24 protein-coding genes are annotated in these 26,330 nt (G+C 30.3%); 11 read left to right on the forward strand and 13 right to left on the reverse strand.

Annotated features, from left to right (window positions below; genetic code table 11):
* Nucleotides 1–10 precede the first annotated feature (10 nt).
* The 5 genes from H0I28_RS05060 to H0I28_RS05080 all read right to left on the reverse strand — a co-directional run bounded on the left by H0I28_RS05060 (nt 11) and on the right by H0I28_RS05080 (nt 10,276).
* The gene (locus H0I28_RS05060) at nt 11–3,025 is read right to left on the reverse strand and encodes an amidohydrolase family protein (protein WP_218760796.1); all 3,015 of its coding nucleotides are present in this window, start codon (nt 3,023–3,025) and stop codon (nt 11–13) included.
* Nucleotides 3,026–3,148: 123 nt separating this feature from the next.
* A complete protein-coding gene (locus tag H0I28_RS05065; protein WP_218760798.1) occupies nt 3,149–4,099 on the reverse strand; it encodes a hypothetical protein in 951 nt (316 codons plus the stop codon).
* A gap of 15 nt (nt 4,100–4,114) precedes the next feature.
* Nucleotides 4,115–5,512: a SusD/RagB family nutrient-binding outer membrane lipoprotein gene (locus H0I28_RS05070; RefSeq protein WP_218760800.1), complete on the reverse strand. Its 1,398-nt coding sequence runs from the start codon at nt 5,510–5,512 to the stop codon at nt 4,115–4,117.
* 12 nt (nt 5,513–5,524) lie between these two features.
* Nucleotides 5,525–8,974, reverse strand: a complete 3,450-nt coding sequence (locus tag H0I28_RS05075) for a SusC/RagA family TonB-linked outer membrane protein (protein WP_218760802.1) — start codon at nt 8,972–8,974, stop codon at nt 5,525–5,527.
* A 150-nt stretch (nt 8,975–9,124) separates the two neighbouring features.
* Nucleotides 9,125–10,276, reverse strand: coding sequence for a FecR family protein (locus H0I28_RS05080; protein WP_218760804.1), 1,152 nt, complete (start codon nt 10,274–10,276; stop codon nt 9,125–9,127).
* Between the two features lie 184 nt (nt 10,277–10,460).
* Between H0I28_RS05080 and H0I28_RS05085 the strand changes: the two genes are divergently transcribed.
* The gene (locus tag H0I28_RS05085) at nt 10,461–10,985 is read left to right on the forward strand and encodes an RNA polymerase sigma factor (RefSeq protein ID WP_218760805.1); all 525 of its coding nucleotides are present in this window, start codon (nt 10,461–10,463) and stop codon (nt 10,983–10,985) included.
* A 66-nt stretch (nt 10,986–11,051) separates the two neighbouring features.
* On the opposite strand, the gene H0I28_RS05090 is transcribed toward H0I28_RS05085, so the two are convergent.
* Nucleotides 11,052–11,207, reverse strand: coding sequence for a hypothetical protein (locus H0I28_RS05090; protein WP_218760807.1), 156 nt, complete (start codon nt 11,205–11,207; stop codon nt 11,052–11,054).
* Between the two features lie 151 nt (nt 11,208–11,358).
* Here H0I28_RS05090 and H0I28_RS05095 point away from each other — a divergent pair, with 151 nt between their 5' ends.
* Nucleotides 11,359–11,796 (forward strand): redoxin domain-containing protein, encoded by a 438-nt coding sequence (locus H0I28_RS05095; RefSeq protein WP_218753239.1) that lies wholly within the window; start codon nt 11,359–11,361, stop codon nt 11,794–11,796.
* 21 nt (nt 11,797–11,817) lie between these two features.
* Here H0I28_RS05095 and H0I28_RS05100 read toward each other — a convergent pair whose 3' ends face one another.
* The 7 genes from H0I28_RS05100 to H0I28_RS05130 all read right to left on the reverse strand — a co-directional run bounded on the left by H0I28_RS05100 (nt 11,818) and on the right by H0I28_RS05130 (nt 18,911).
* Nucleotides 11,818–13,092, reverse strand: a complete 1,275-nt coding sequence (locus H0I28_RS05100; RefSeq protein WP_218760808.1) for a porin — start codon at nt 13,090–13,092, stop codon at nt 11,818–11,820.
* Nucleotides 13,093–13,361: 269 nt separating this feature from the next.
* Nucleotides 13,362–13,751, reverse strand: a complete 390-nt coding sequence (locus tag H0I28_RS05105; RefSeq protein WP_218760809.1) for a group III truncated hemoglobin — start codon at nt 13,749–13,751, stop codon at nt 13,362–13,364.
* Nucleotides 13,752–13,817: 66 nt separating this feature from the next.
* Nucleotides 13,818–16,037: a nitric-oxide reductase large subunit gene (locus H0I28_RS05110; protein ID WP_218760810.1), complete on the reverse strand. Its 2,220-nt coding sequence runs from the start codon at nt 16,035–16,037 to the stop codon at nt 13,818–13,820.
* A 20-nt stretch (nt 16,038–16,057) separates the two neighbouring features.
* A complete protein-coding gene (locus H0I28_RS05115) occupies nt 16,058–16,393 on the reverse strand; it encodes a cupin domain-containing protein (protein ID WP_218730480.1) in 336 nt (111 codons plus the stop codon).
* 59 nt (nt 16,394–16,452) lie between these two features.
* Nucleotides 16,453–16,884: an Rrf2 family transcriptional regulator gene (locus H0I28_RS05120; protein ID WP_218760811.1), complete on the reverse strand. Its 432-nt coding sequence runs from the start codon at nt 16,882–16,884 to the stop codon at nt 16,453–16,455.
* A gap of 194 nt (nt 16,885–17,078) precedes the next feature.
* Nucleotides 17,079–17,885, reverse strand: coding sequence for a universal stress protein (locus H0I28_RS05125; protein ID WP_218760812.1), 807 nt, complete (start codon nt 17,883–17,885; stop codon nt 17,079–17,081).
* A gap of 123 nt (nt 17,886–18,008) precedes the next feature.
* Complete coding sequence (locus tag H0I28_RS05130; protein WP_218760813.1) at nt 18,009–18,911, reverse strand: AraC family transcriptional regulator; 903 nt, start codon at nt 18,909–18,911, stop codon at nt 18,009–18,011.
* A gap of 207 nt (nt 18,912–19,118) precedes the next feature.
* On the opposite strand from H0I28_RS05130, the gene H0I28_RS05135 reads away from it, so the two are divergent.
* The 9 genes from H0I28_RS05135 to H0I28_RS05175 all read left to right on the forward strand — a co-directional run bounded on the left by H0I28_RS05135 (nt 19,119) and on the right by H0I28_RS05175 (nt 26,294).
* A complete protein-coding gene (locus H0I28_RS05135) occupies nt 19,119–19,703 on the forward strand; it encodes a TetR/AcrR family transcriptional regulator (protein WP_218753251.1) in 585 nt (194 codons plus the stop codon).
* A gap of 1 nt (nt 19,704) precedes the next feature.
* Entirely contained in the window at nt 19,705–20,367 is a 663-nt protein-coding gene (locus H0I28_RS05140; protein WP_218760814.1) for an NAD(P)H-binding protein, read from the forward strand.
* A 14-nt stretch (nt 20,368–20,381) separates the two neighbouring features.
* On the forward strand, nt 20,382–21,011 hold the full coding sequence (locus H0I28_RS05145; protein ID WP_165734085.1) for an NAD(P)H-dependent oxidoreductase: 630 nt from the start codon (nt 20,382–20,384) through the stop codon (nt 21,009–21,011).
* A gap of 14 nt (nt 21,012–21,025) precedes the next feature.
* Nucleotides 21,026–22,021, forward strand: a complete 996-nt coding sequence (locus H0I28_RS05150) for an NADP-dependent oxidoreductase (protein WP_218753255.1) — start codon at nt 21,026–21,028, stop codon at nt 22,019–22,021.
* 15 nt (nt 22,022–22,036) lie between these two features.
* Entirely contained in the window at nt 22,037–23,197 is a 1,161-nt protein-coding gene (locus H0I28_RS05155) for an iron-containing alcohol dehydrogenase (protein WP_218730488.1), read from the forward strand.
* Between the two features lie 8 nt (nt 23,198–23,205).
* Nucleotides 23,206–24,012, forward strand: coding sequence for a type 1 glutamine amidotransferase domain-containing protein (locus H0I28_RS05160; protein WP_218760815.1), 807 nt, complete (start codon nt 23,206–23,208; stop codon nt 24,010–24,012).
* 226 nt (nt 24,013–24,238) lie between these two features.
* Entirely contained in the window at nt 24,239–25,036 is a 798-nt protein-coding gene (locus H0I28_RS05165) for an RNA methyltransferase (protein WP_218760816.1), read from the forward strand.
* 2 nt (nt 25,037–25,038) lie between these two features.
* The gene (gene ppgK, locus H0I28_RS05170) at nt 25,039–25,785 is read left to right on the forward strand and encodes a polyphosphate--glucose phosphotransferase (protein ID WP_218730491.1); all 747 of its coding nucleotides are present in this window, start codon (nt 25,039–25,041) and stop codon (nt 25,783–25,785) included.
* 56 nt (nt 25,786–25,841) lie between these two features.
* Nucleotides 25,842–26,294, forward strand: a complete 453-nt coding sequence (locus H0I28_RS05175) for a GNAT family N-acetyltransferase (RefSeq protein ID WP_218760818.1) — start codon at nt 25,842–25,844, stop codon at nt 26,292–26,294.
* Nucleotides 26,295–26,330 lie beyond the last annotated feature (36 nt).

Here is a 26,330-nt window from a genome sequence, read left to right on the forward strand (position 1 = left end):
AATATTTAAATTAATTTCCCATTTGAATGTATTCACAATCAAACTCTATTCTTTCTTTCGATATTTTTGTTGGATTTACACCAATATTTCCTAATCCAGACATTTTACTTAGAATTCTAGCTCTTTCTTCTCGCATAACTTTTCTTAGTTTTTTATCCTTTTCGATATCAAAATAAATAGCGCCTTCAATAATTGTTTTTTCGGCTTTAGAGTAAATAGATAAAGGTGGTCCAGACCATAATACTACATCTGCAGATTTCCCTATTTTTATGCTTCCCATTGTATCATCTAAATGCAATAATTTTGCAGGATTTAATGTTACCATTTTTAAGGCATCTTCTTGAGAAGTCTTACCGTATTTTATGGCTTTAGATGCTTCATGATTTAAATGTCTAATAGTTTCTCCACTATCTGAATTAATAGCTGTAACAACACCAACATTATTCATTATTGTGGCATTATAAGGAATTGCATTTCTTGTTTCCCATTTAAAATTCCATCGATCAGAAAAAGTACTACCACCAACACCATGCTCTTTCATTTTATCTGCAATACGATATCCTTCTAAAGCATGCGTAAATGTGTTAATTCTAAAATCGAATCGTTCTGCAACATCCATCAGCATTAACATTTCTTTTTGTTGATAGGAGTGTGATGAAATAAATCTTTCTTCTTCAATAACCTCTAACATTGCATCGTGTACTAAGTTTTTTCTAGGTTTAATAGTTTTAGCTTTATTATTCTTACTTAAGTTATTATAAGTGTCCCAATTTTGTTTGTAATAAAGAGCTTCTGTAAATGCATCTGTATAAAATTGTTCCATTCCCATTAAACTTCTTGGAAAACGAATAGAAGGTTTACTTTTTGATCTTTTTGGATTTTCTCCTAAAGCAAATTTTATAAATTTATCTGTGTTTTTTATAATTAATCCATCTGGAGATTCTCCCCATTTTAGTTTGATAATAGCAGATTGACCACCAATAGGGTCTGAAGAACCATGCAATAAATGTGCGACTACAACTCCACCAGCTAAAGCTCTATAAATACCAGGATCTTCGGAATCTACAACATCTTCCATACGAACCATACTAGAATTCGGAGCAATTTCATTAACACCTCTTAATGCTATATGAGAATGTTCATCTATAATTCCTGGAGTAAGATGTTTGCCTTTTCCGTCAATAATAGTAGCATTTTTAGCTACTAAATCTTTTCCTATTTTTGATATTTTACCATCTTCTAATAAAACATTTGTATTTTTTAATATACCAACATCTTCATTAGTCCAAATAGTTACATTGGTAATTAATATTTTTTCTGATGTTGTTTTACTTGTATCTCCAAAAGCTAAAAAAGGATAATACACATCACCTAAGTTTGTATTATTTGTCTGATTAGTTTTTTTATCTGTTATTTTTTCGTCTTTAATTTTTACTGCAGTCCAAGCTATTTCGTCTTTAAAATTTAATAAACCTATACCTTTAAAAACATCAATATCCTTTTCAATTACATTCCAACCTTTTAAATTAAATTGAGATTGATTATCATTAAACTTTAAAACAGAAAGTTCTCCATCCATTTTAAAATCAGCCTTTTTTTCTGATCCATCCGAAGAAATAATTGTTGTCACATATTTCCCTTTATGAACATCAATATTTAACGTTGTACTAAAATCACCAACTTTTAAAGAATACGAACCAGCTATCGTTTTATTAATACTTTCTTGAATAATATAAGGTTTCCCTTTTATCCAATTTTCTAATAACAATGTTCCGTTTTCTAAAATATCTCCATCAGAAATAATAAAATTCGCTAATTTTCCTTTTGATAATGTTCCTACTATTTCTTCTACTTTTAAAAGTTTGGCAGGTGTTGTAGTTAAACTAGAAAGTGCTTTTTCTTTCGTTAAGCCAAAAGAAACTGCTTTTCTTAAGTTTTCTAAAAAATGTAATGGATTTTCTTGAGGATATGTTGTTAAAGCAAACGGAATTCCGTTTTTTTCTAAACTAGCCGGATTAGAAGGTGCAAGCTCCCAATGTTTTAAATCTGCCAATGTTATTTTGTCTGTAATTACTGGATCTGAAACATTATATGATGATGGAAAATTGATAGGAATAACTAAAGGAGAATTTAATTGTTTAATTTCTTCTATACGTTGGTATTCATTACCTCCTCCTTTAATAATAAACTTAATATCAAACTCCACTCCTATTTTATTTACTTGAATATCTGTTAACCAATCTTTGGCTTCAAAAATTTGAGGTAAATTTTTATTGATTTCAATAGCTTCTAAACCAAGGTCAGAAAAAGAACGAGAAGTATTTAATGCATACCATTCCGCATCATAAAAAGTTTGTCTTAATAAAGAAATAGATCCCATTGGAGAAATAGGATAATCTTGTGTAGAACTTCCTTTATCAAAAGAATAATGACTCGCAACTTTACTCTTTAAGGTCATGTTATTATCGTTATCATTACCAAGCGCTACAAATGTTGCTGTACCTCTTGCAATTCCGTCTGGTTTCATGCTTGCCACAGTACCAAAACCTTGTGCTCTTAATTTTACCGCACGTTTTTCATCAACACTAAAATGTTCTGTTCCGTTATAATCAGCTTTAATAGCTTCGTTTGCATTATAAGGTCCTTTAATACTCGATTGTATTTGTTCTCTTTTTATAAATGGATTTACTTTTTTAGGAACAACAACTTCTGGTTGTCCATATGTGCTAAACATATCTATAAATGATGGATAGAGATATTTACCACTAACATCTATTTGCGTATAACCTTCAGGAACATTTCCATCGTTAAGTACAGCTTCTATAATTCCATCTTTAATTAATAAAATTGCATTATTTATTTTAGTTGATGGATCTACTACAATAGTAGCATTTGTAAACGCTACATTTTGTGGTCTGGCATCTGTAACATCATTTTTAGGGAACGTTTCTTGACTATAACCTTGTTTTACACAAAGTAAAATACCCAATAGCATAAGAAACCTATAAACTGTTTTATTGTTCATTTTAAGTGTATTAAGAATTACTATTTATAACTTTATTAAAAACAAAACCCACCTTTTAGATTTAAAATATCGATAAAGGCAGGTTTTATTTAATTTTAAAATTGACAAAGAGTCAATTTTAATTTAATTGATTTGTGTTTCTACAAACTCTAAATAACTTGTTATTGACTTTACAAATCCTTCAGAAAATTTTTCTCTATTTTCTTCAGAAGCACGAACTTTATAATTAGCTTCTATTTGTAATCCAAAGACTTTTGGGTGTTCTTTAGAAGTATACCTTCTTGTATTATAACCTCCTGTAAAGTAAGCTTCATCAGATTTTGGATATGGATCTTGTAAACTAGGCACTGCAGGAAATCCGTTAGATTCGAAATAAGTACCTAAAGCATTTTCTCCTGTCATTAGTTCTTTAAGAGATTTACTGTTACCAGTTAAATTCAATAAATTATTAAGAGATGATTTAGCATTTAATTCTGAACCACTTTTTCCTTTACTATTTTTCTCTAAATCTGATTTACGTAATTGATAACCTAATTCTAATCTTTTTACAGGGTGACTTTGACCATGTAAATCTATATAAAGAGCATAACCATATTTTTCTATCGCTTTATCAAGCGCCTCTTCTATATATTTATGATACTGTTTCCAAGTAGAATACATTAAAGGGTTTTTACAAGTAGCAACTTCCATATCTCTATTCAAGTCAATTTTTGCTCTTGCAATTTGAGAAACAATTAAAAATGGTTTTTTACCTTGTTTTTCAAAAGCTTCACTTATCTGATATGCTAATAAATTAGTATTATCATCTTTTTCTTTTGTACCACATATACGATCCGAGATTTCATCAGGAGAAATTCGTCCTCCATGAGGAGCACTTATCACTAAAGGAATATTACCTTGGGTGGTTTCTATCCAAGAAGGATCGAAAACATCTTTTACAGCAACAGTTTCTTTATTTTCTGAAACTACCTTTTTACTACTACACTGCATTTGTAAAAATGCAGTGGAAGTAAATAAACATAATGCAATATACTTAGTAAAATATAGTTTCTTAATTTGTTTATTGGTTTTCATATTAGATGTTTAATATTATTGATTTACCTCTGTAGCTTCATATAAACCTGGATCTGACGGAGCCATTGTATTCGATAGGATTTCATCTTCTGGGTACAACATGCGTTCTACATTTTGTGTACTTGTAGCTACATTTAAAGCAAATGGAACATCGATATCAGAATCAGATTTTTGTAATCTTCGTGTATCATCAAAAGCCATAAAAGTTGTAAAACCAGAAACATATCTTTCTTCTATAATTTCTCTTAATAAAGCACTATCTGTATCTATACTATCTAGGTTCTCAATTCCACCTGCATTAAAATCTTCTGTGATATAAACTTCATAAGCATAAGATTCTGAAGAAAAATTATCATTTAAAAAACTACCCGTATTTAAAAAAGTACGTAATTCATTTAAATGCTCTAGACCTGTAGAAAAACCGTTTGTTCTTAATCCTGATTCAGCTAAAATTAGAAGGTTTTCTCTATAAGTAATCATTGGTTGAGGTTCTAATTCATGAGCTATACCAAGGTTAGCATCTCCACTTGTTTGGTCTATAGTGTAATATTTTAATCTTGCTGTTTCATCTGTTTTAGAATTGTTACGGGAAACACTACTTGTTTCATCTAACAATTGTTCTAAATAACTACCACTTGTACCTGTATATGGACCTGCTTCTAGTAAAATATAATATTTATTTTTCGTACTATTTTCTCCTGTAATATCTAGCGGATTAAACATCATATTATTAGCACTAGATGAAATTCCATTTGAAGCAGCATTATAAGCCAAACTATACTCTTTTGTATGTGTATAATAACGTCCTTTAAGGGTCCAGGCAGATTCTAACCATTTTTGACGATCACCATTAAAAATAAAATCCTCTAAAACACCATAACCTTCTGCATTTTCAAGCTCTGTAATTGCATCATCTAAAAGAAGTTGTAATTGTGCAAAAACAACTGTTTGTTTATCAAATATTGGATTTTCAATATCTGTTAAAGCTTCAGAATAAGGAATATCTCCAAATAAAGAAGCATAAGTACCAACTAAATGGGCTTCTATTACTTTAGAAATACCTAATAACAAAGGATTATCTATTGTTCTTTCTTGAATTTCTCTTAAAGGTGTTAATACACTTTGGTAACCATCCCAATCGAATGTACTGCTAGTAACACTGTATTGATAACGTTCAAATTCAGTTTGTTCAAAACCTACTAATTGTCCAGACCAATAACCTGCCATTCTACTGTAAGAACCTAATTGAATACTTATATTAGATAATTCCGCCCCATTTAAGAAAAGACCTGCATCTATATCATCCAATGTTAATTGATTTGGATTTTCATTTAAATCGTCAACTAATTTTTCACACCCCATAAATACAAAGGCTGTAAAAATTAATAGAAATATTGTGTGTGTTGATTTCATAATAATAAGGTTTTAAAAATTAGCTTGAATATTAAATAAAACAGATCTAGTTCCAGGATTATTGAAATAGTTCATTCCAAATGCATTACTAACTCCGTAATTGTTAGTTTCTGGATCTACATCCTGAATACCTGTCCATAAAATCAAATCACGACCTGTAACAGAAAATCTTAAAGATTCAAAAGCCATTTTTTTACTAAGCTTAACATTAGATAAAGTATAACCAAGAGTTACATTACGTAATTTTGTCCAAGTAGCATCTTCTATATAAAGATCATTAGTTTTATTAAAACCTAATCCCCCACCAATTCCTCGATACCAAGATTCATCTAATAATACATCTCCATTTCCAAAGTTTTCTATATTACCTCTTACTGTTGTACCTGCTGTAAAAACTTCTCCATTTACGTTTACAAGGTTTTCTGTTAAAGTAACCTCGTTAGCTACATTTGCATGATTACCAAAACCATAAAGAACAATGTTAGTACGGTTAATATAATCACCTCCTTGAGAATGCTCAAATAAAAGACTAAAATCAAAGTTTTTATATTGTAAATTCAAACCTAGTCCACCACGCCAATCAGCATTTGGGTCACCTAACACTCTACTTTGTGTATCTAATTGCGGAAAACCATTAGCATCTAGGTCTAAACTATTATCATCATTTCTAAGTGTTCCTGGTAAGTAAAAAGAACTCATAGCATATCCTTTTACAGCTTTAGACGTTCCTCCAATATCTACCGTTTCTGCCCCTGCAATATCAACTACAACATTTTTATTGTGGTTATAATTTGTGTTTAATGATAACTTAAAATCATCTGTATTAATTATTTTACCTGTAAGATCTATTTCTAAACCTTTGTTTTCTATAATAGCTGCATTTTTATAATTATAGTTGAAACCAGAACTAGGGTTCGCTTTTACTGCAAATAAAATATCTTTTGTTTCATTGCTATAATAAGTAACGCCTAATGATACTTTGTTTTGAAAAAATCTTAAATCTGCTCCAACTTCCCATTCTGTTTTAATCTCTGGTTTTAAGTCTAAGTTTCCTTTTTCCGAATCTACCATAAAAGCTCCACCAAAAGAAGAAAAACCTGTAGTTGCTAAAGTTTCAAATTTATAAGGTGATGGTTGTATACCTACTTTACCCCATGATGTTCTAAATTTTCCAAAACTAAAAAAGTTAGAATCTATCAAATCACTAAATTGCCATGCCATATCGACAGATGGGTAAAAAAAGCTCCCCTTAATTGTAGAAGATGCTTCTAAAGCTCCAGAAAAATTGATAAACAATTGTTTATATAAACTTAACCCTACAATTCCGTAACCACGATTAGAACTAATTTCAGTTAAAGTTCTGTCCCAATATGATGCTGATTGATCTGGATTTAAATCTGTCGTTGTTAAATCTGAATCCACTGCAAAAGGACTTAAATTATTGTAATTAACAATTCTATCTCTGTTATTGTAGTTAAAACCGAAAGTGCCAGACACCCCTAAATCTTCACTAAAATCATAAGTTGCTATCGCAATTCCATCAAAATTAATTTCTTTATTAGTAATATCTGTTTGAGCCCAATAACCACCACTTCTTGTACCACTTGCAGATCCTATGGGGTAAAACTCACTTCTTGTATCATTATAATAATCCATACCACCTCTTAAAATAACTTTTAACCAATCTACAGGATCAATCGTTAACTCTGGATTTACTATAAAACGATTTACATCACTTGGCGCTTTTTGCTCGTTAAGTGTCCATAATGGATTGTTATAAATTGGATTTTCTGATTGCCCTAGATGTCTTCTATAAGAACGTTGTCTATTTGTATAGATATCTCCGCTAGTATCAGTGTAAGTTCCTTTATAATCAGAAATATCAAAATCTGGAGAAGCTCTTAGAAGCCCTAATAAAACTCCATTTGTATTTTCTCCTGCTTGCACAATTCTGTTAGAAGTAGTATTTGTATAAGAAACTCTATTATTCCAAGCTAGCCAATCTGTAATTTTAAACTTAGTGTTTAATCTAATATTTTGTCTTTTATAATCGTAATTTTTAATAATTCCTTCTTGATCTAAATTTTCGTAACTAAAAAAGTAAGAACCAGCTTGCCCACCACCATTTACAGAAATATTATGTTGAGAATAAGCTCCTGTTTGAAAAACTTGATCATAATTACTGTCTTTAAAAGTTTCTTTAGAATTTTTAGAAATTACAGAATAATATTGTTGGCCAGAAGTATTTGATGTAAAAGAGGCTCCTGAGGTATCAACAACGTCTGCTTCACCAGAACGATCTGCTATTTTATCTCCCCATGATTCTCCATAAGAAGTACTATAGACTCCATTTCTACCTTGCCCGTATTTATCTTGAAGTTGAGTACGTACACTAATATCATCATAAGATTGAGAAAAAGAATATTGTACCGAAGGTTTCTTATTTAATTTACCATTTTTTGTAGTTATCATTATAACTCCATTTGCAGCTCTAGAGCCCCAAAGTGCTGCTGCAGACGCACCTTTTAAAATTTGAACAGACTCAATATCTTTAGGATTAATATCGTCTAAACGAGATTGCTGACTTACACTAACGCTACCAATATTATCATTACTAACAGGAATTCCATCTAAAATAATTAAAGGTTGACTTGCTCCTTGAATGGTATTAGCTCCACGAATTTGAATTGATGATCCTGCACCTGGATCTCCGTTTGATTTACCAATACGAACACCAGAAGCTTTACCTGCTAATGAATTAATTAAGCCAGTTTCACCAGATTTTTCAATATTTGCAGATTGAATAGAAGAACTTGTTGCACCCGATCTATCTTTTAATTGTTTTGTACCAATTGCTGTAATTATAACTTCATCTAAGCTATTAACCCCTGGTTTTATAGAAACATTAATTGTTGTTTCTTCTCCTACTATTACTTCTTTACTTTCATAACCTACATAAGAAAATATTAATGTTTTTCCCTTATCAACTTCTATTGTATAATTTCCGTCAAAATCTGTAACGACACCTTTATTAGAGCCTTTAATAACAACACTAACACCGGGTAAGGTTATATTACTTTCATCTGTAACATTACCTGTAACTTTAATAACATCTGCTTTAATTTCTTTTATAGATTGCTCATTATTAGTATCTGAAATTTGTTCTTTCTCTATAAGCACAATTAATTTTCTTCTTACCTCAAACGAAACATTACTCTCTTTTAAAATAATATCCATTAAAGTTCCTATTTCAACCTCTACCACGTTAACGGTCATCTTTTTGTTCAAATCAAGAGAAGAGTCTTTATAAAGGATGTTATAATCAGTACTTTTTTCTATCTCATTGAAAATATTTACTATAGATGCATTTTCCATTTTCATAGAAATCGATTGTAAAGTATTGCTTGTTTCTGCGTTAACTTTAAATAAGCTAGCAAATAAAAATAAGATGGTTATTTTCATTTTCAGATCTATTTTACTTTTAAAAAAGTTTCTGCATAGTGAGTTTTTCATATTTTAAGTTTGTTTTAATAATTGATTTTTTCGTTATTAAAGAGTTTTATAGTTATATTTATAACTCTTTTAGGTTGTTACTAAATGTTATTTCATGTATTATTTGCTTTTTTGAGTTAATATTATTTTTTTGTCTTTTAAAGTGTATTCAAATTTTTTGATTCTTTGAAAACCTTCTAACACTTCTTCAATACTTTCCGTTTTAAAACGACCTGTAAATTTTTCTGTTTTTAATGAATCCTCTTTAATTTCTATTTTTACAGAATAATGTCTTTCTAATTTCTTAGTGATATGAAAAAAGTCTTCATTTTTAAAAAATAAAACCCCTTCTTTCCATGAAATATATTTATTAACATCAACATTTTCTACAATTAAATCTTTCTTAGAATTGCTGTAAGATGCCTTTTGATTTGGTTCTAAAAACACAAACGAAGATATCGGATCTCCTACTTTTTTTACAGCGATACGCCCTTCTACTAAAACAACGTGTGCAATTTCATCGTCTGGATAACTAGAAAAATTAAACTGAGTTCCCAAAACCTTTGTCTTTAACATTTTTGACTTTACCATAAACGGTCTTAAAGAATCTGATTTTACGGAGAAATAAGCTTCTCCAATTAATTCTACCTTTCTTTCTCCTGTACTATAAAATGCGGTTGGATACGTAAAAGTTGATCCTGAGTTAAGAAACACTTCTGTACCATCAGATAAAACAACTTGAAACTTTTTACCATAAGGCACATTTACCGTATTGTAAACTAAAGGTTCTGCACTATCGTTTTTATCAATATCTTGTTTATTATATGTAATTTTTGTCCCTTCTTGTTTTGCTATATATTTATCAGAATTAGAAATAACACTAGAATTTTTTTCATTTAAAATCTCTTTTACTCCGTTATTAAAAGTAATTGTAACATCATTATTTACACTTTTATCTATATCTGATGTTTGTAAAAACAAATAGGTAGCACATGTTAAAACACCTACAAAAATTGCAGCATATTTAAACCAAGTAATTTTATGTTTCTTTTTTGGTTTTGTATGGTTCTCTAATTTAGAAAGCAATTCTTTCTTAAACGTTTCAGTCTTACCATTATCCATATCTCTTGTAAGCAAATAATGTACTTCTACATAATCTTTATAAGAAGTAGGATTTCTCTTAGCCCATTTGGTCAGTTTTTTAATATCTTCGGCTGTTGCCCTATTTTCTAAAAAACTAGCAATGATTTTTGAAATATTTTTATTTTTCATAATTATTAATTACGGAATCCCGAATACTTATTAGTGAAACGATTAGTTTTTATCAAACCCTTGGTTTTTTTTGAAATTTATTAGTAATATTGAATCTTTTATGAAAGAATACAATAAAAATACAAGCAAAAAAAGCAATAACATTGAATTAATCGCAATTCGAAATGGCGATAAAAAAATGTTTATGAAAGTAATAGACTTGTACTATAATGAAATATACATATACGCTAAAAGCCTTTGTCGTGATGAGTTTTTAGCAAAAGACTTAATACAAGATGTATGCTTTAAATTATGGGAGAAAAGAGAGAGCCTAAGCACAAATACGGTATTAAAAGGTTGGCTTTATAAATCTATTAAGTACAAATATTTAGACCACATAAAAAAGTATAAAAAAGAAACTTTTGCTATTGAGAAGACTTTTTCTGATACATTAACAGATGTTATACAGCAAGAATACGATGAAAACCTAAACAGAAAACTAGAATTACTTGAAAAAGAAATAGAAGTACTTCCTAAAAAGTGTAAGCAGGTTTTAGTTATGAGTAAAAAAGAAGGTTTAAGTAATATAGAGATTGCAAATTATCTTGGTATTTCAATAAAAACCGTAGAAGGACATCTCACACAAGGTTTTAAGATTCTTAAGAATAATTTAAATAAAAAATATCAATTACTATTTACATTTCTTTCTTTATCTAAAACGAAGCTGTAACCCACTACTTTCAGGTTAACTATGATCACTTATACATATTACCCTCCCCTCCTACTATCAAAAAAATTATAATGAAGTAGACTTTGAATTCAAAGTACTTCTCAATGATGTTTCGGCATTTTGTGCAAGTTCTCGTACATTGTTAAAAGTATCTTTTAAAGTATTTCCTTTAGAAACTAAAGCAAAATCTAAAATGGAATATGCGGTATTTTGAGTTTTCATAAGTATTTAAAATCAATAATTATATCTAAAATATAAAGTCGTTTTGAGGGGTACAAAATTACAGAAAGCAGTACGTTTTTAAGGGAATATTTTGTTAATATACATAATGAAACCTTAAATTTGTATATCACTCTTAAAACCAAAAATATAGATGCATAGTTTTATAAAATCAATCCCTGTTTTAGATTTAGAAGGTAATGCTGTAGATTTAATAACTGCTTATCAAAATAAAGTTTTACTATTGATAATTTATAACAACGATTGTTTAGGCTGCACGGGGCGTGCCATTCCGTTGGCGTATGAATTTCAGCAAAAATATCCAACCATTCAAGTTGCTGGCATTCATGCCGATTTTCCAAATAGAGAAGGAACAAAAGCCAATATTAAAAGTATTTTTACAAGTGGAGAGAATCCATTTCCTATTTATATTGATAAAAACCACAAAGTTTATGATCAATTTAAAGCAGAAGGAACACCACAATGGTTGTTAATTACAGAAAAAGGAGAATTATATCGTTCTATTTTCGGGTCGCAAGAAAATGCGGCAAATCGTTTGTTTTATGCACTAGAAAGTTTGGTTGAAAAATAATAAACTCGACAACTATCGTTTTTAGTTTACTATTATTTGGTACTGCAATACCAACATACCTTTACGTTCATCTACTTTTATTTGATTATTTATATTTTGATAAACAGGTCTATTTTGATATCCTAAACTTAATTTATTACTGTGCCCTTTAAAGAAACAGTTTACTCCTAAATCATACACCACCATGGTATCATCTAAGGCATCAAAATCTGAATATTGTATGGCAATATTAGGTTGTAATTGATAACTTTTTTTACCCTTTGCTAATAAATAACCTAATTGAAAAAAGGTAGTATTTCCGGTTCCCATCATCGGGAAATCGTTACCACTTCCATTAAAAGAGGTCCCTCCTGAAGTAATATCATTGGCACCAACGTTTCTAACATAATTAGGGCCAAAATCATTATGATTGTATCCTAAATAAGTAGTAATAGCAGTTCCTTTTTCTTTATTTAAAGGAGCATCATAAAACACATCTACTGCCCAATTTTTAAAATCGTAATATTTTTCGATACCATTTACAAGCTGCGAAGTCATTTTAGGTTGATTCATAAAACCAGCACCTAGATTTAAAATGTTTTTTGTTCCTAAATAAGTTCCTGCTCCTCCGCTGTAGGCAGATTTGTAACTTTCATTATCTAAAAACTCATATTTTACATAACCAGAAATTCTTTTTCTTGGTTTATTAATTGCATAGTCTACTTTACCTTCCGTTGCTGCTACTCCATATTGAATAGGGTCTTTTAAAGATAGAATATAATCAAACTTATGTATTTGTCCTTTAGCCCAAATACCTAATCCACGAGCAATATCATCATTTTTATTTACTGTTAGTAGAGAATACAGAGGAGCATCAATAGCCATTAAATTAGCACTACTTCTTACATTCCAACGGTTTAAACCATCCCAACCAGATTCTCCAAAACCTAAAGCAAATTCCTTTGCAAACTCATATTCGGCATACAAATCTAAAACACCAAATTTAAAATCTTTTTCAGATTTGCTATTCATATTATTACCACCAAACAAAGAGTATACATATAATTTAGGTGTTAATTGTGCAGAAACTCCCATTCTTAATCTCCTTATAGAGACATCAAACACATTGTTAGCAGTTTCATTATTTATGGTTGTACCCGGGTTAGTATCCATATACCTAGCCCATAAATTCATTCTAAGCGAGGCTTTTATATAGGTTTCCCCTGTTTCATCGAGATTTAATTTTAGTTTATTGCTTTGTCCGTAGCTAAAATTGGATAATAATGTTAAAATTAAAAGAAGTCTTATTACTTTCATAATTTGTTTAATAATTGTTTGATGCAATTAATGTTCAAACACTTTACAAGCAGCAAAACTATATAAATTCTAATATAGACTTACTGACATTTGTCACTTAATTACTTTTTTAAAATAGGTTTCGTTTTTTTAGATTTTAAAGGCTATCATAATTAAATATTATCAAAAATAAAAATAAACACGAATTTCAGTTTTTGAACCTTAGATCTTAATTATATCAATAAAAAACAGAAGTATTAGTGTTTAAGCGCTTCTAACTGCACAAGAGATTACACTTCTCTACTTTTCCAAACATTTAAATACTGGCCTGTTGCCATTCTTCTAGACGCATCTTTGGCTCTTTGTGCTACATCTCCAACGTATAAAGAATCGATTGTTTGAAACCAAATCTGTAACCATTGTCCAAAATGTTCCTGACTCATGGTATGCTTTAAATGTTTATCGACTTTTAAATGTGCTTTTGTAGGGTTTCCTTTAAAGCAAACATCACCCAATAATGCCGTCACCCAAAAATCGGTTAATTTTTCTAAATGTGGAGGCCATTGTTCTGCTTTTAAATGATGATTAAATATAGGACCTAATAAAGCATCTTTTCTAACTTCATTATAAAAAGTAATGACCAATATATTTATATCTGCTCTGTTTTCTATTTCTTTCATTTTATAAAAAATTAAATCAGCACAAACCTATGAAAGGCCTATGCTGATTCTATATTAATTTAAAAATTAATTTTTCTTTTTGATACAATAAATGGTTTCTTGTATGGTAAACCAACAAAAATAAAAGATACCTACAGAAAAAATAACGTCACCAATCATACGCATCCATTTTAAGGTTTGTACTGTTGGAGAATACAATAATTCTGCATCTCTTGCAAAAGAATATCCTTTTGTAATTGATGTGTATGCCTGTATAATTCCTATAGGTAACATGCTTAAAAAGACCATAGCTATTAAACCAATATTTAAAAACCAAAAAGCTCTTTTTAATTTTACAGAACTCCATACTCTGTCTGAATAAAAACGCAAACAGATAATAATGAACCCCATACCTAACAATCCATAAACACCAAATAAAGAAGTATGTGCGTGTACTGCTGTGGTATTTAATCCCTGAATATAATATAATGCAATTGGTGGGTTAATTAAGAAACCAAATACACCTGCTCCTACCATGTTCCAAAATGCTACAGCAATAAAGAAAAATATAGGCCATTTGTATTTCTGAATCCATTCGTTAGATTTTAAAAGATTCCAATTTTCACGAATTTCAAATCCCATTAAAGTTAACGGCACTACTTCTAAAGCACTAAAGGTTGCACCTAAAGCAATGGCTTGCACGGGTGTTCCAGAATAGTATAAATGGTGTAAAGTTCCAATAATTCCACCTGCTAAAAATATGGTTGCAGAAGCAATAGAAGCTTTTCCTGCAGTTTTTGCTGATAAAATTTTCATTCTTAAGAAAATAAAAGCAATAACTACAGTTGCAAAAACCTCAAAGAAACCTTCTACCCAAAGGTGTACAAGCCACCATCTCCAATAGTTAATTACTGGTAAACTACTGTTTTCTCCATACATTAATCCGGAGAAGAAAAACATACCAATGGCAATAACAGATATTAAAAGAATGATTAATAAATGTTTAGAATCATCATTTTTCTTGATAGCAAACACTACGTGTCTACCTACCATAAGTACCCATAAAACCAAACCGACACCTAAGAATATTTGCCAAAACCTACCTAAATCCATGTACTCATATCCTTGATGACCAAAGAAGAAATTGGTTGTTAAATCTAAAAATTGATGCACACCTAACCACTCACCCATCATAGAACCCAATACAATAAGTAATAACGCTATGAATAGAAAATTGATTCCGAATACTTGATACTTCATATCTTTACCACTAATCATTGGTGCTAAAAATAATCCTGTTGCTAACCACGTTGCAGCAATCCAAAAGACAGCCAATTGTGTATGCCAAGTTCTGGTAATAGAATATGGAAGAAAACTAGATAAATCAAAACCAAAAAACGCTTGACCTTCTACGGTATAATGCACTGTTAAAGCCCCTAAAACAACTTGTAAGGCAATTAATAATGAAATTACAATAAAGTATTTTAATACTGCTTTTTGAGATCTAGAAAGCACTAAAGCATCTAAAGGATCTTTGTCTGGGTGTTTTACAGCTTCTCCTTTTTCATGATTACGAATGTAGTAATACGTTAACCCTCCGATAAATAAAAGTAAAAGAACAATAGAAAACCCAGACCATATTTGAGAGTCTGGCGTAATTGTATTGTCAATTAAAGGTTCGTGAGGCCAATTAGATGTATACGTATAATCTTTCTCTGGTCTGTTGGTACTTGCTGCCCAAGAAGTCCAGAATAAAAAAGCATTTAATTGTGCTAATTTTGTAGTGTCTACTAAAGCCCCTTTAGGAATTGCATATTTTTCATATCCATTAGAAAAAATGTCTGTATAATGTTTGTAATTTTCTAATATAGCCGCATAACGATCTTTAGAAATGGTAATGCTACCTGTTTTAGCATTATAGGTATTTGTTTTAATATGCTGAATTAATCGTGCTTTTAAAGCAGCCTTATTTTCTACACCTAAGTTTTCGTAAGTTGAATTAAAATCTTTTTCTGCCCAAGCATTCAACATAAATACGGCTTCTTTATGTATCCAATCTGCAGACCAATCGGGTGCTACATAACTACCATGGCCCCAAATAGAACCTACTTCCATTCCTCCAATAGATTCCCAAACATTCTGACCAATTTGTATATCTGCTTTGGTTAAAAATGTTTCTCCGGTTTCTTTTATAATAACGGTTTCTGGGATGGGTGGTTGTGTTTGATATACCTCTGTTCCTACCCAAATAAGTACTATAAAGGAAAGGGTTACTACGCTAGTAAATGCGATCCAAACTTTTTTCATTTCTCTTTTCTTTTAATAAATTATACTACGTCTTTTACTCTTTGTACACTGTCTGCAACTGAAACTGTAAGTCTAATTATGCAATCTTCTTTACAATATAAATCGTGAGGTACATTTGCGTCTAACGCAATTAAGTCTCCTCTTTTTAATAGTTGTTTTTCTCCTTCTACTCCAAAATCTATCGCTCCTTCAAATATTTCTATCACAATAGGAAACGGTGCTTTGTGCTCTTTCATTTGTTGCCCTTTTTTCATAAGGATTCTTATCTCTTTTGTAGTTGCTGTTTTAATTAATACGGTTATTGCAGGTTTGTCTTCTCCGTAGATTAAATTTTCTGTTATTGATGTTGCTTTCATAATGTTTAAGTTTAATTAAAGTATTAAAAGATTTTTATATCTTTTATTTGATTAAATTTTTATCGTTTTAAGATGAAACCTTCTAAATTCATATCATTTAAAAGTGATGTAATAGAAGTGTTTTCTAACATGTTTTTTAGGTTTTCACGGATATCAACAAATTTATAATGTAACGGACAAGGTGAATTTGCATCACATTGTTTTAAACCTAAACCGCAACCTTTGTAAATGGTATCTCCATCTAAAACACTTACAATTTCACTTAGTTTGGTTTCCATTTTGTCTTCTGTAATAGTAAAACCGCCATACGGACCTTTTACAGAGGTTATAATATTATTTCTTTTTAATTGCTGTAAAATTTTAGCTGTAAAAGCTTGTGGTGAGTTTATTTCATCAGAAACTTTACTCATACTTACTTTATGACCATGAGCAGTTTCTTGCGCTATAAATAGTACTGCTCTTAAGCCGTATTCACAAGTTTTTGAAAACATATTATCTTAGTTTTAATGCCGCAAATATATGGTATATTTTATAAAGGACAAATATATCCCTTATAAAATAAATATTAATTATGCATCCCTCCTTTTTTCCTAAAAAAACAGTTTCTTGCTAATAAAAAAACCTTGTACTATTCCTTTTGGAACAATACAAGATTTAAATTAGGGAAATATTCAATGAGGAATTGTTATTCTATAGGGATTGACAGTAACGGAATATTTTGCCCAGAAGCCATGACTCTTGTTTTACTTTTATGTACAATAGATTCCCAAAAACCATATTTTTTTGGCATCATAACCAAAAGATCTGAATTCGATTTTTTAATTTCACTCTCAATTGATTCAATTACAGAGTTCGATTTTACATTTTTATAAAAATGGGTAACATCTTCTAATTCTTTATTTAAGATACTAGGTGTTTCTGTCTTTAATTCTTCAACTTTTTGATCCACATAAAAAACAGTTACAGCAGCTTTTAAACTTAAGGCAACCTGACGCAATTTAGCCAATGTTTTTAATGGAATATCTTGTAAAATATCACACGCAAAAAGTATTTGTTTTATTTCCTTAAATTTTGCTTCTAAAGGAATTGCTAATACCGGAAATTCTTTCATACTGATGACACTCGTTGTTGGATTCCCTAATAAATTTTGTTCCATAGATTTTGGAGACATTCCAATTACTAAAAAACGACCGTTATACTCTTTCATTAAGTGATCTACTTCTTCTCCTAAATCGCTATAACTACTCTTGTAAGAAACTTTAATTTGAAACTCTTTACTTAAATTGGCAGCTAATTTTTTTAATTTTTCTTTATTTTTTTGAAATAAAATATCTAAAGACATGGCAGACAACCTACTATTTGCAGCATGTACAGGTAATCTAAATGCATGGAAAAGTACAAGTTCTGACTGAAATTGTTTTGTTAATGCAGCGGCGTATAATACAGCGTTATCAGATAGTTTAGAAAAATTGGTAGCTACTATAATACTCATAAGGTAGATGATTTGATTATACTCAAAGATAAAAAATAATCAGCATTATGAGGTAGTCGAAAAAAGGGATGTATTGGTCAAAAACGTGTTTTTAGAGAAGTTTAACAAAAAATTGTACTTCAATTAATTTGTGTTTTTTCTAAAGTAAGAAGGTGATACACCTGTATTTTTCTTAAAATATTTACCAAAAAAAGAAAGGTTGCTAAATTTTAATTCATTTGCAACTTCAGAAATACTTAATAAAGGATTGCTTAATAATAATTTAGCTTCCATAATTACAGCATCATCAATTAATTGACTGGCAGTTTTATCTGAAACCTCCTTTAAAACCTTTGATAAATGTGCAGCTGTTAAATGCATGCAATCAGCATAGAACTTAACAGAACGTTCATTTTTAAAATGATCATTTAAAATGGTTAAAAACTGAAGTGTTAATTGCTGTTTCCTATTTAAATGCGCTTCTAAATTTGGATATTCTCTTTTAAAAATGGCTCCGTAATGATATAATAATAAACCAAAGGAGTGCATTATAATTTCATTTCTAAAAGGTAAAAGAAGTGCATCTGCATTGTTGTTTTTCGCTAATAATTTAGACAATACTATAGAAGTTTCTTTTTCTCCGTTCAATAATTTTAACTTCGGATAACTGTTTGCCGTTAAAAAGTCTATGGCATCAAATTCTGCTTTTTTTAAAAGGATCTTAAAAATAAAATCGACTGTAAAACTAACGCTAATAATCTCTAGATCTTTACTAATTTCTGTAATTTGAGAAACCGTTTGGGGTTTCACTACAATCATCTCACTACTTTCTAAAGTGTGTTTAATTAAGTTTAACTGTAACTTAATGGATCCTTTAAGTATCAACAAAAAAGTATAATTCCCGGATCTAAAGGGTGCTAAAAAAGGAGTTTCATCAAAATTATTTTTAGATATATGCACATGTAAATCTGTGTACAGTTGTGGCTTGTCTCCAATAATTTTGACAACGTCGTTAATACTATAATTTTTAATGAAAGGTTCTTGCAATTGTTTCTTCTAGTTATTGGTTGATCAAAGATACCAATTTCTATAATCAACTTGTATTATATCTCTTTTCTATTGTCTTCCCTATTCTAGATTTACTTTTGGTTATGCACCGTAATCAATAATATCTATAATTGTATAAATATAAATCTTTGTTAAAAAAAGAATGAACGTTCATTTTTATGTACATTTGCATCAGAATAAAACAATATGGCAAGGCTTCAAAAAAGTATAGATAAACGTAATGCACTAATAAAGGCAACAATTGAGCTCGTTAATAATAACGGATTTCATGCGACACCTATGAGTAAAATTGCGAAAATGGCAAATGTATCCCCTGCTACCATTTACTTGTATTTTGAAAACAAGCAAGATTTAGTAAATAAAACCTATATAGAGGTAAAAGCAAGATATACAGATTATGCATTTGAAACTTATAAAGCAAATATGTCTATTGAAGAAGGTTTTAAATTAATTTGGTATCGCATTGCAACCTTTAAACTAAAGGAATGTGAAAATGCTATGTTTTTAGCACAGTGTGATAATACACCAATGATTGATGAACCAAGTAGACAAGAAGGAATTAAACATTTACAGCCCCTACTCGATCTTTGGATAAAGGGAAAAAAAGAAGGAATTATAAAACCTATGTCAGAATACTTATTGTATGCATATGCTATAAATCCTCTATCTTTTTTAATGATGGCAGAGAAAAGAGGTTCTTTTAAATTAGACGAGACTCATTTAGAAGAAGCGTTTCAATCTGCATGGAGCAGTATAAAACTTTGTAAATAAGATGAAGAAAACGGCAATCATATTAGGTGCAACCGGTTTAACTGGCAATCATATTCTTCATAAATTAATTGAAGATAAAAACTACGAGACAATAAAATTATTTTCTCGTTCTAAAATTGATGGTTTACCCAAAAAGGTAAAACAGTTTATAGGTAACATTTTAGATCTAACACAATTTAAAGCAAATTTTACAGCAGACGAAGTGTATTGTTGCATTGGTACAACTGCTAAAAAAACTCCAGATAAAACATTGTATAAAAAGATAGATTATGGCATTCCGGTTGCTGCTGCAAAACTATCAAAAGAAAATAACATCACTACTTTTTTAGTGGTATCAGCAATGGGAGCGAATGCAAAAAGTACTGTCTTTTACAATAAAACAAAAGGCGAAATGGAACGTGATGTTTTAAAACAAAATATTATAAACACTTTTATTTTAAGACCTTCCTTAATTGGTGGAGAAAGAAAAGAAAGTAGAATCTTAGAAAAAATAGGTTTAGTTGTTATTAAAATAATTCAGCCTTTATTTATAGGAAAACTAAAAGAATATAAAATTATAGATGCTGAAAATATTGCACAAGCAATGATAAACTTAGCAAATACTAAAAATAATGCCGGAGTCATAATTACTTCAAACGATATAAAAGAACTTTCAAAAAAATAAATAAAGAACAAAATATGGAATTATTAGATAAATTAAATTGGAGATACGCTGCAAAGGCAATGAATGGTGAAGTTGTAGCAGAAGATAAAGTAGAACGCATTTTAGAAGCAGCTCGTTTAGCAGCAACTTCTAGTGGTTTACAACCTTTTGAAATCTATGTAGTTAAAAGTCAAGAGGTAAAAGAGAAAATTAGACCAATCGCTTGGAATCAATCTGTAATTACAGACTGTTCTCATTTATTGGTATTTGCAGCTTGGGATACGTATACCCCAGAACGCATTAATTATATGTTCGATTTAACAAACGAAATTCGTGGTTTTGAAAACGAAGGTTGGGAAAACTACCGTCAGATGCTATTAAGCTCTTATCCGCAAAGAGATTCAGAAGAAAATTTTAATCATGCTGCCAAACAAGCGTACATCGCATTCGGACATGCAATTATTGCTGCAGCTTACGAAGGAGTAGACGCAACGCCAGTAGAAGGTTTTGACCCTGTAGCGGTTGATGAAATTTTAGGCTTAAGGGAAAAAGGTTTACGTAGTGCTGTTTTATTGCCATTAGGTTATAGAAAAGAAGATGAAGATTGGTTGGTAAACTTGGTAAAAGTTAGAAAACCGATGAAAGATTTAGTGACTGTAATATAATAAAAAAAAGAAAAATGAAAACGATTTTATTAAACAATAGACCACAAGGAAAACCAACAACTTCTAATTTTGAATTTGTAACGGAAGACACTGAGTTAGCAATTAAAGATGGAGAAATTCTTCTAGAAGCTGCGTACGTTTCTGTAGATCCTTATTTAAGAGGAAGAATGAGCGACGCAAAATCTTATGTACCTCCTTTTCAATTAAACGAACCAGTACAATCTGGTGTTATTGCTAAAGTTACTGCTTCTAAAAATGATAATTTTAAAGAAGGAGATTATGTTTCTGGTTTATTAAACTGGCAAACACAACAAGTTTCTAATGGAGATGGTTTAAATAAAGTAGACGGAACAAAAGCACCATTAAGTGCCTTTTTAGGTATTTTAGGTATGACTGGTTTAACTGCTTATTTAGGACTAAACGAAATTGGAAAACCGAAAGCTGGAGAAACAATTGTAGTTTCTGGTGCTGCAGGTGCAGTTGGTTCTGTTGTTGGGCAAATTGCTAAAATTCTTGGATTAAATGTAATTGGAATTGCAGGTACAGATGAAAAAATTGATATGCTAAAATCTAAATTTGGTTTTGATGCAGGTATCAACTACAACACCAATAAAGATATAAATGCTGAAATTAAAAAATTAGCACCAAATGGTGTCGATATTTATTTTGATAATGTTGGTGGGCCAATTTCGGATGCTGTATTATTTAACATCAACCGTTTTGCAAGAATTATTATTTGTGGAGCAATCTCAGTTTATAATGAGACTGAAATTCCTAAAAGTGTAAGTGTACAACCGTTTTTAGTTAAAAATAGTGCCTTAATGCAAGGATTTATTGTTTCTAATTATGCTGATAAATTTCCAGGAGCTATTAAACAGTTATCAGAATGGTTAGCAGAAGAGAAGTTAACTTACACAGAAACTATCGTAAATGGTTTCGAGAATATACCTACTGCTTTCATCGATTTATTTGATGGTAAAAACAAAGGTAAAATGATCGTTAAAATCTAAAAAAATTAAAAGAAGATGAACAATTTTGAATTAAAAAATCCTACTAAAATTATTTTTGGAAAGGATACAATTAAACAATTAGAAACTGAAATTCCTGCAGATGCAAAAGTATTACTGTTGTATGGTGGAGGAAGTATAAAGAAAAACGGAATTTACGACCAAGTAAAAAAAGCGTTAGCAAATATTGAAGTTGTAGAGTTTGGAGGAATACCTGCAAACCCAGAGTACGCAACCTTAATGGAAGCTTTAAATGTAATTAAAGAAGAACAAATTACGTATTTATTAGCTGTTGGTGGTGGATCTGTAATAGACGGAACTAAATTTTTATCTGCAGCTGCAGTATTTGAAGGAGAAACTCCTTGGGATATTTTGACAAATAACGTTAAAACAGAAAAAGGAATGCCTTTTGGAACTGTTTTAACATTACCTGCTACCGGTTCTGAAATGAATTCTGGTGCTGTAATTACTAGAAGAGAAACAAAAGAAAAACTAGCAATGGGTGGTCCAGGTTTATTTCCTGTATTCTCTATACTAGATCCTCAAGTAATTGCCTCTATTCCGCAACGTCAATTACAAAATGGATTAATGGATTCTTTTACGCACGTTTTAGAACAATACATGACGTACCCGGTTAATGGATTGTTACAAGATCGTTTTGCAGAAAGTATTTTACAAACTATTATTGAAATAGCTCCAAAGGTTTTAAAAGACCCTACAAATTATGATGCAGCTGCAAACTTTATGTGGAGTTGTACCATGGCTTTAAATGGATTGATACAAAAAGGAGTTCCTGGAGATTGGGCTGTACATGCAATGGGCCACGAGTTAACTGCTTTATTTGGTATAGATCACGCACGTACTTTAGCTATAATTACACCTAGCCATTACAAATATAATTTTGACGCTAAAAAAGAAAAATTAGCTCAATATGGAGAACGTGTTTGGAAAATTAAAGAAGGTAGTAAAGAAGATAGAGCGTATGCTGCTATAGAAAAAACAGTTGCCTTTTTCCATAAATTAGGCATAGAAACAAAATTATCTGATTATACAGATAATTATGAAGGAACTGCAGAAGAAATAGCAAAACGTTTTACAGATCGTGGTTGGTTAGGTTTAGGTGAACACCAAAATTTATCGCCAGAGAAAGTAAAAGAAATTGTAAAAATGGCTTACTAATTTTAAGTATGAAATTCACACAAATTATAGCTTTAACGCTTACAATTATTACAGCTTCTAGTTGTAAGGATTCTAAAAAAGAAACTACTACTGATAAAGTATCAGAAGTAAAAACAACAATTAAAAAAGAAAAAAAAATGAATATATTATTTGTATTAACATCTCACGATAAATTAGGAGACACAGGAAAAAAAACAGGATTTTGGGTAGAAGAATTTGCTACTCCATATTATACTTTATTAGATAAAGGAGCAACAATTACTATTGCAACTCCAAAAGGAGGAGCAGCACCAATAGACCCAAGTAGTGATGCTCCAGACGCAGCTACAGCTTCTACAGATCGTTATAATAATGATGCAGCTACTAAGTCTTTAATTGAAAATACAAAGGTATTAGCAGATATGAATGCAGATGATTTTGATGCTGTATTTTATCCTGGTGGTCATGGTCCTTTATGGGATTTAACAAATGATAAAGTATCTGTTGCGTTAATCGAAAAGTTTGATCGTCAAGAGAAACCAATTGCATTTGTTTGTCACGCTCCAGCTGTGTTGAGAGATGTTAAAAATGCAGATGGAACTGCATTAGTTAAAGGTAAAAAAGTAACAGGTTTTTCTAATAAAGAGGAAGCTGCTGTTGGTTTAACAGAAATTGTACCTTTATTATTAGAAGATATGCTTATAGAAAATGGTGCACTTTATTCTAATGGAGAAGATTGGGCTCCGTTTGCAATACAAGATGGTAATTTAATTACAGGTCAAAACCCTGCATCATCAGAATTAGTTGCAGATAAATTATTAGCTAGTTTAAAATAATTAGTATTCTTAAAATCTAGTAAACAGTAAAAAGTTTATTAGTATAGAAAAGGCTCGCAAAATGCGAGCCTTTTAAATTTATAGAAACCAAATAGAACCTCTCCTTTTCATAGAAATTTAAATTTACGTGCATTTAATAGTAAAAATTAATAATTTGGTTTATAAACACAAATATTGTTATTATTTACCTTTTTTCCAATACCTATAAATAGGTATATTTGTACTAATGAAAGAAATAACTAGTATTCAAAATACGTATGTAAAAAATTTGCTTAAACTGCAAGAAAAAGCACGTGAACGAAGAAAACAGGGTTTATTTATTATTGAAGGTAAACGAGAAATTACACTAGCAATTTCTGCTGAATATGAATTCGATACGATTCTTTTTTATCCAGATTTAATTTCAGAAAATGAAATTTTACATCTTTTTAATGCAAATGTAAATAGAATTGAAATCTCTAAAGAAGTTTATCAGAAACTGGCTTATAGAGGATCTACAGAAGGAATAATTGCGGTTACAAAAGCAAAAGACTTCTCTTTAGAGAATATCTTGTTTCAAACTAAAAATCCATTAATATTAATCGCAGAAGGTGTTGAAAAACCTGGAAATATTGGCGCCTTACTGAGAACTGCAGATGCCGCAAATGTAGATGCTGTTTTTATAGCAAATCCTAAAAGCGATTTGTACAATGCAAATATTATTCGTTCTAGTGTAGGTTGTGTTTTTACCAATCAGATTGCCATAGGAACATCCGAAGAAATAATTACGTTTCTACAAGAGAAGAACATCAATATATATGCTGCCACTTTGCAGAATTCTAATGAATATCATGTAGAAAATTATACTGAAAGCACAGCAATTGTTGTAGGTACAGAAGCAACTGGTTTAACTGATGTTTGGAGAGAAGCTGCTACACAAAACGTAAACATACCTATGCAAGGACAAATAGATTCTATGAATGTTTCTGTTTCTGCTGCTATTATTTTATTTGAAGCAAAAAGACAAAGAAAATTTAAAAAGTAAAAATGAAAGTATTAGGAATTGATATTGGTGGATCTGGAATTAAAGCCGCAATTGTAAACACCAAAACAGGAGAATTACTTTCTGAAAGACACCGAATAGATACTCCAAAACCAGCAACACCAGAAGCAGTAGCAAAGGTTGTAAATGAAATGGTAAATCATTTTAATTGGAAAAAAGCAATTGGTTGTAGTTTTCCTACCACCATTGTGAATGGCAAATGTATTCATCCAGGAAATTTAAGTGAAAAATGGTTGAATGTTAAGGTTGATAAATTATTTAGAAAAGAATGTAAATTGCCCTTTTATGTAAGTAATGATGCCGATTTAGCTGGTTTAGCTGAAGTTAGTTTAGGTGCTGCTAAAAAAGAAAAAGGCGTTGTAATTATGGTTACCATTGGTACTGGAATTGGTTCTGGTTTGTTCTTTAACGGAAACCTAATTCCTAATTTAGAAATAGGTAAAATGCTACATACTAATGGAAAAATAATTGAGTTTTATACAGCCGATTCCGTAAGGAAAAAAGAGAATTTAAAATTAAAAGAATGGGCAATAAGATTCGATTCTTTATTAGAATATATTAGAATTGTATACACACCTAGTCTAATTGTTTTAGGTGGTGGAATTAGCAAAAGATATGACGGTTTTAAAGAATATTTACAAACTGATGTAAAAGTAAAAGTTGCTGAATATAAAAATAATGCTGGTATTATTGGAGCAGCAATTTATGCGAGCAAAGAACATAAAAAATAAAACACGCTTTATTAATTTCCTTTTACAATACTACTTTCAGTAAAACTTAATGGACTATGAACTTTAGAAAAGCTACCATAAACGACATTTCGGAAATTATTAAAATGATGGCTGAAGATGAACTTGGTCAAAAAAGAGAAAACTTTCAGAATCCTTTACCAACCTTCTATTTAGAAGCATTTAAAAAAATAGATGCTGATAAAAATCAAGAACTTATTGTTGTCGAAAATAATGATTTAGAAATTATTGGAACTTTACAAATTACTTATATTCAGTATTTAAGTTATTGTGGAGGTAAGAGAGCACAAATAGAAAATGTGTTTATTAGAAGCGATCAAAGAGGTTTAGGAATAGGAAAAAGTGTTTTTGAATGGGCAATAAATCGAGCGAAAGAAAAAAAGGTGCATTTAGTACAATTAACTTCTGATAAAAAAAGACCTCGTGCAATTAAATTCTATGAAGAATTAGGGTTCAAAGGAACGCACGAAGGAATGAAATTACACTTTTAATAAAAACAACACTAAACACACTGTTTAGATCCTTTC

It is taken from the genome of Polaribacter sp. AHE13PA, from assembly GCF_019278505.1.
In the GTDB taxonomy this organism is placed as follows: domain Bacteria; phylum Bacteroidota; class Bacteroidia; order Flavobacteriales; family Flavobacteriaceae; genus Polaribacter.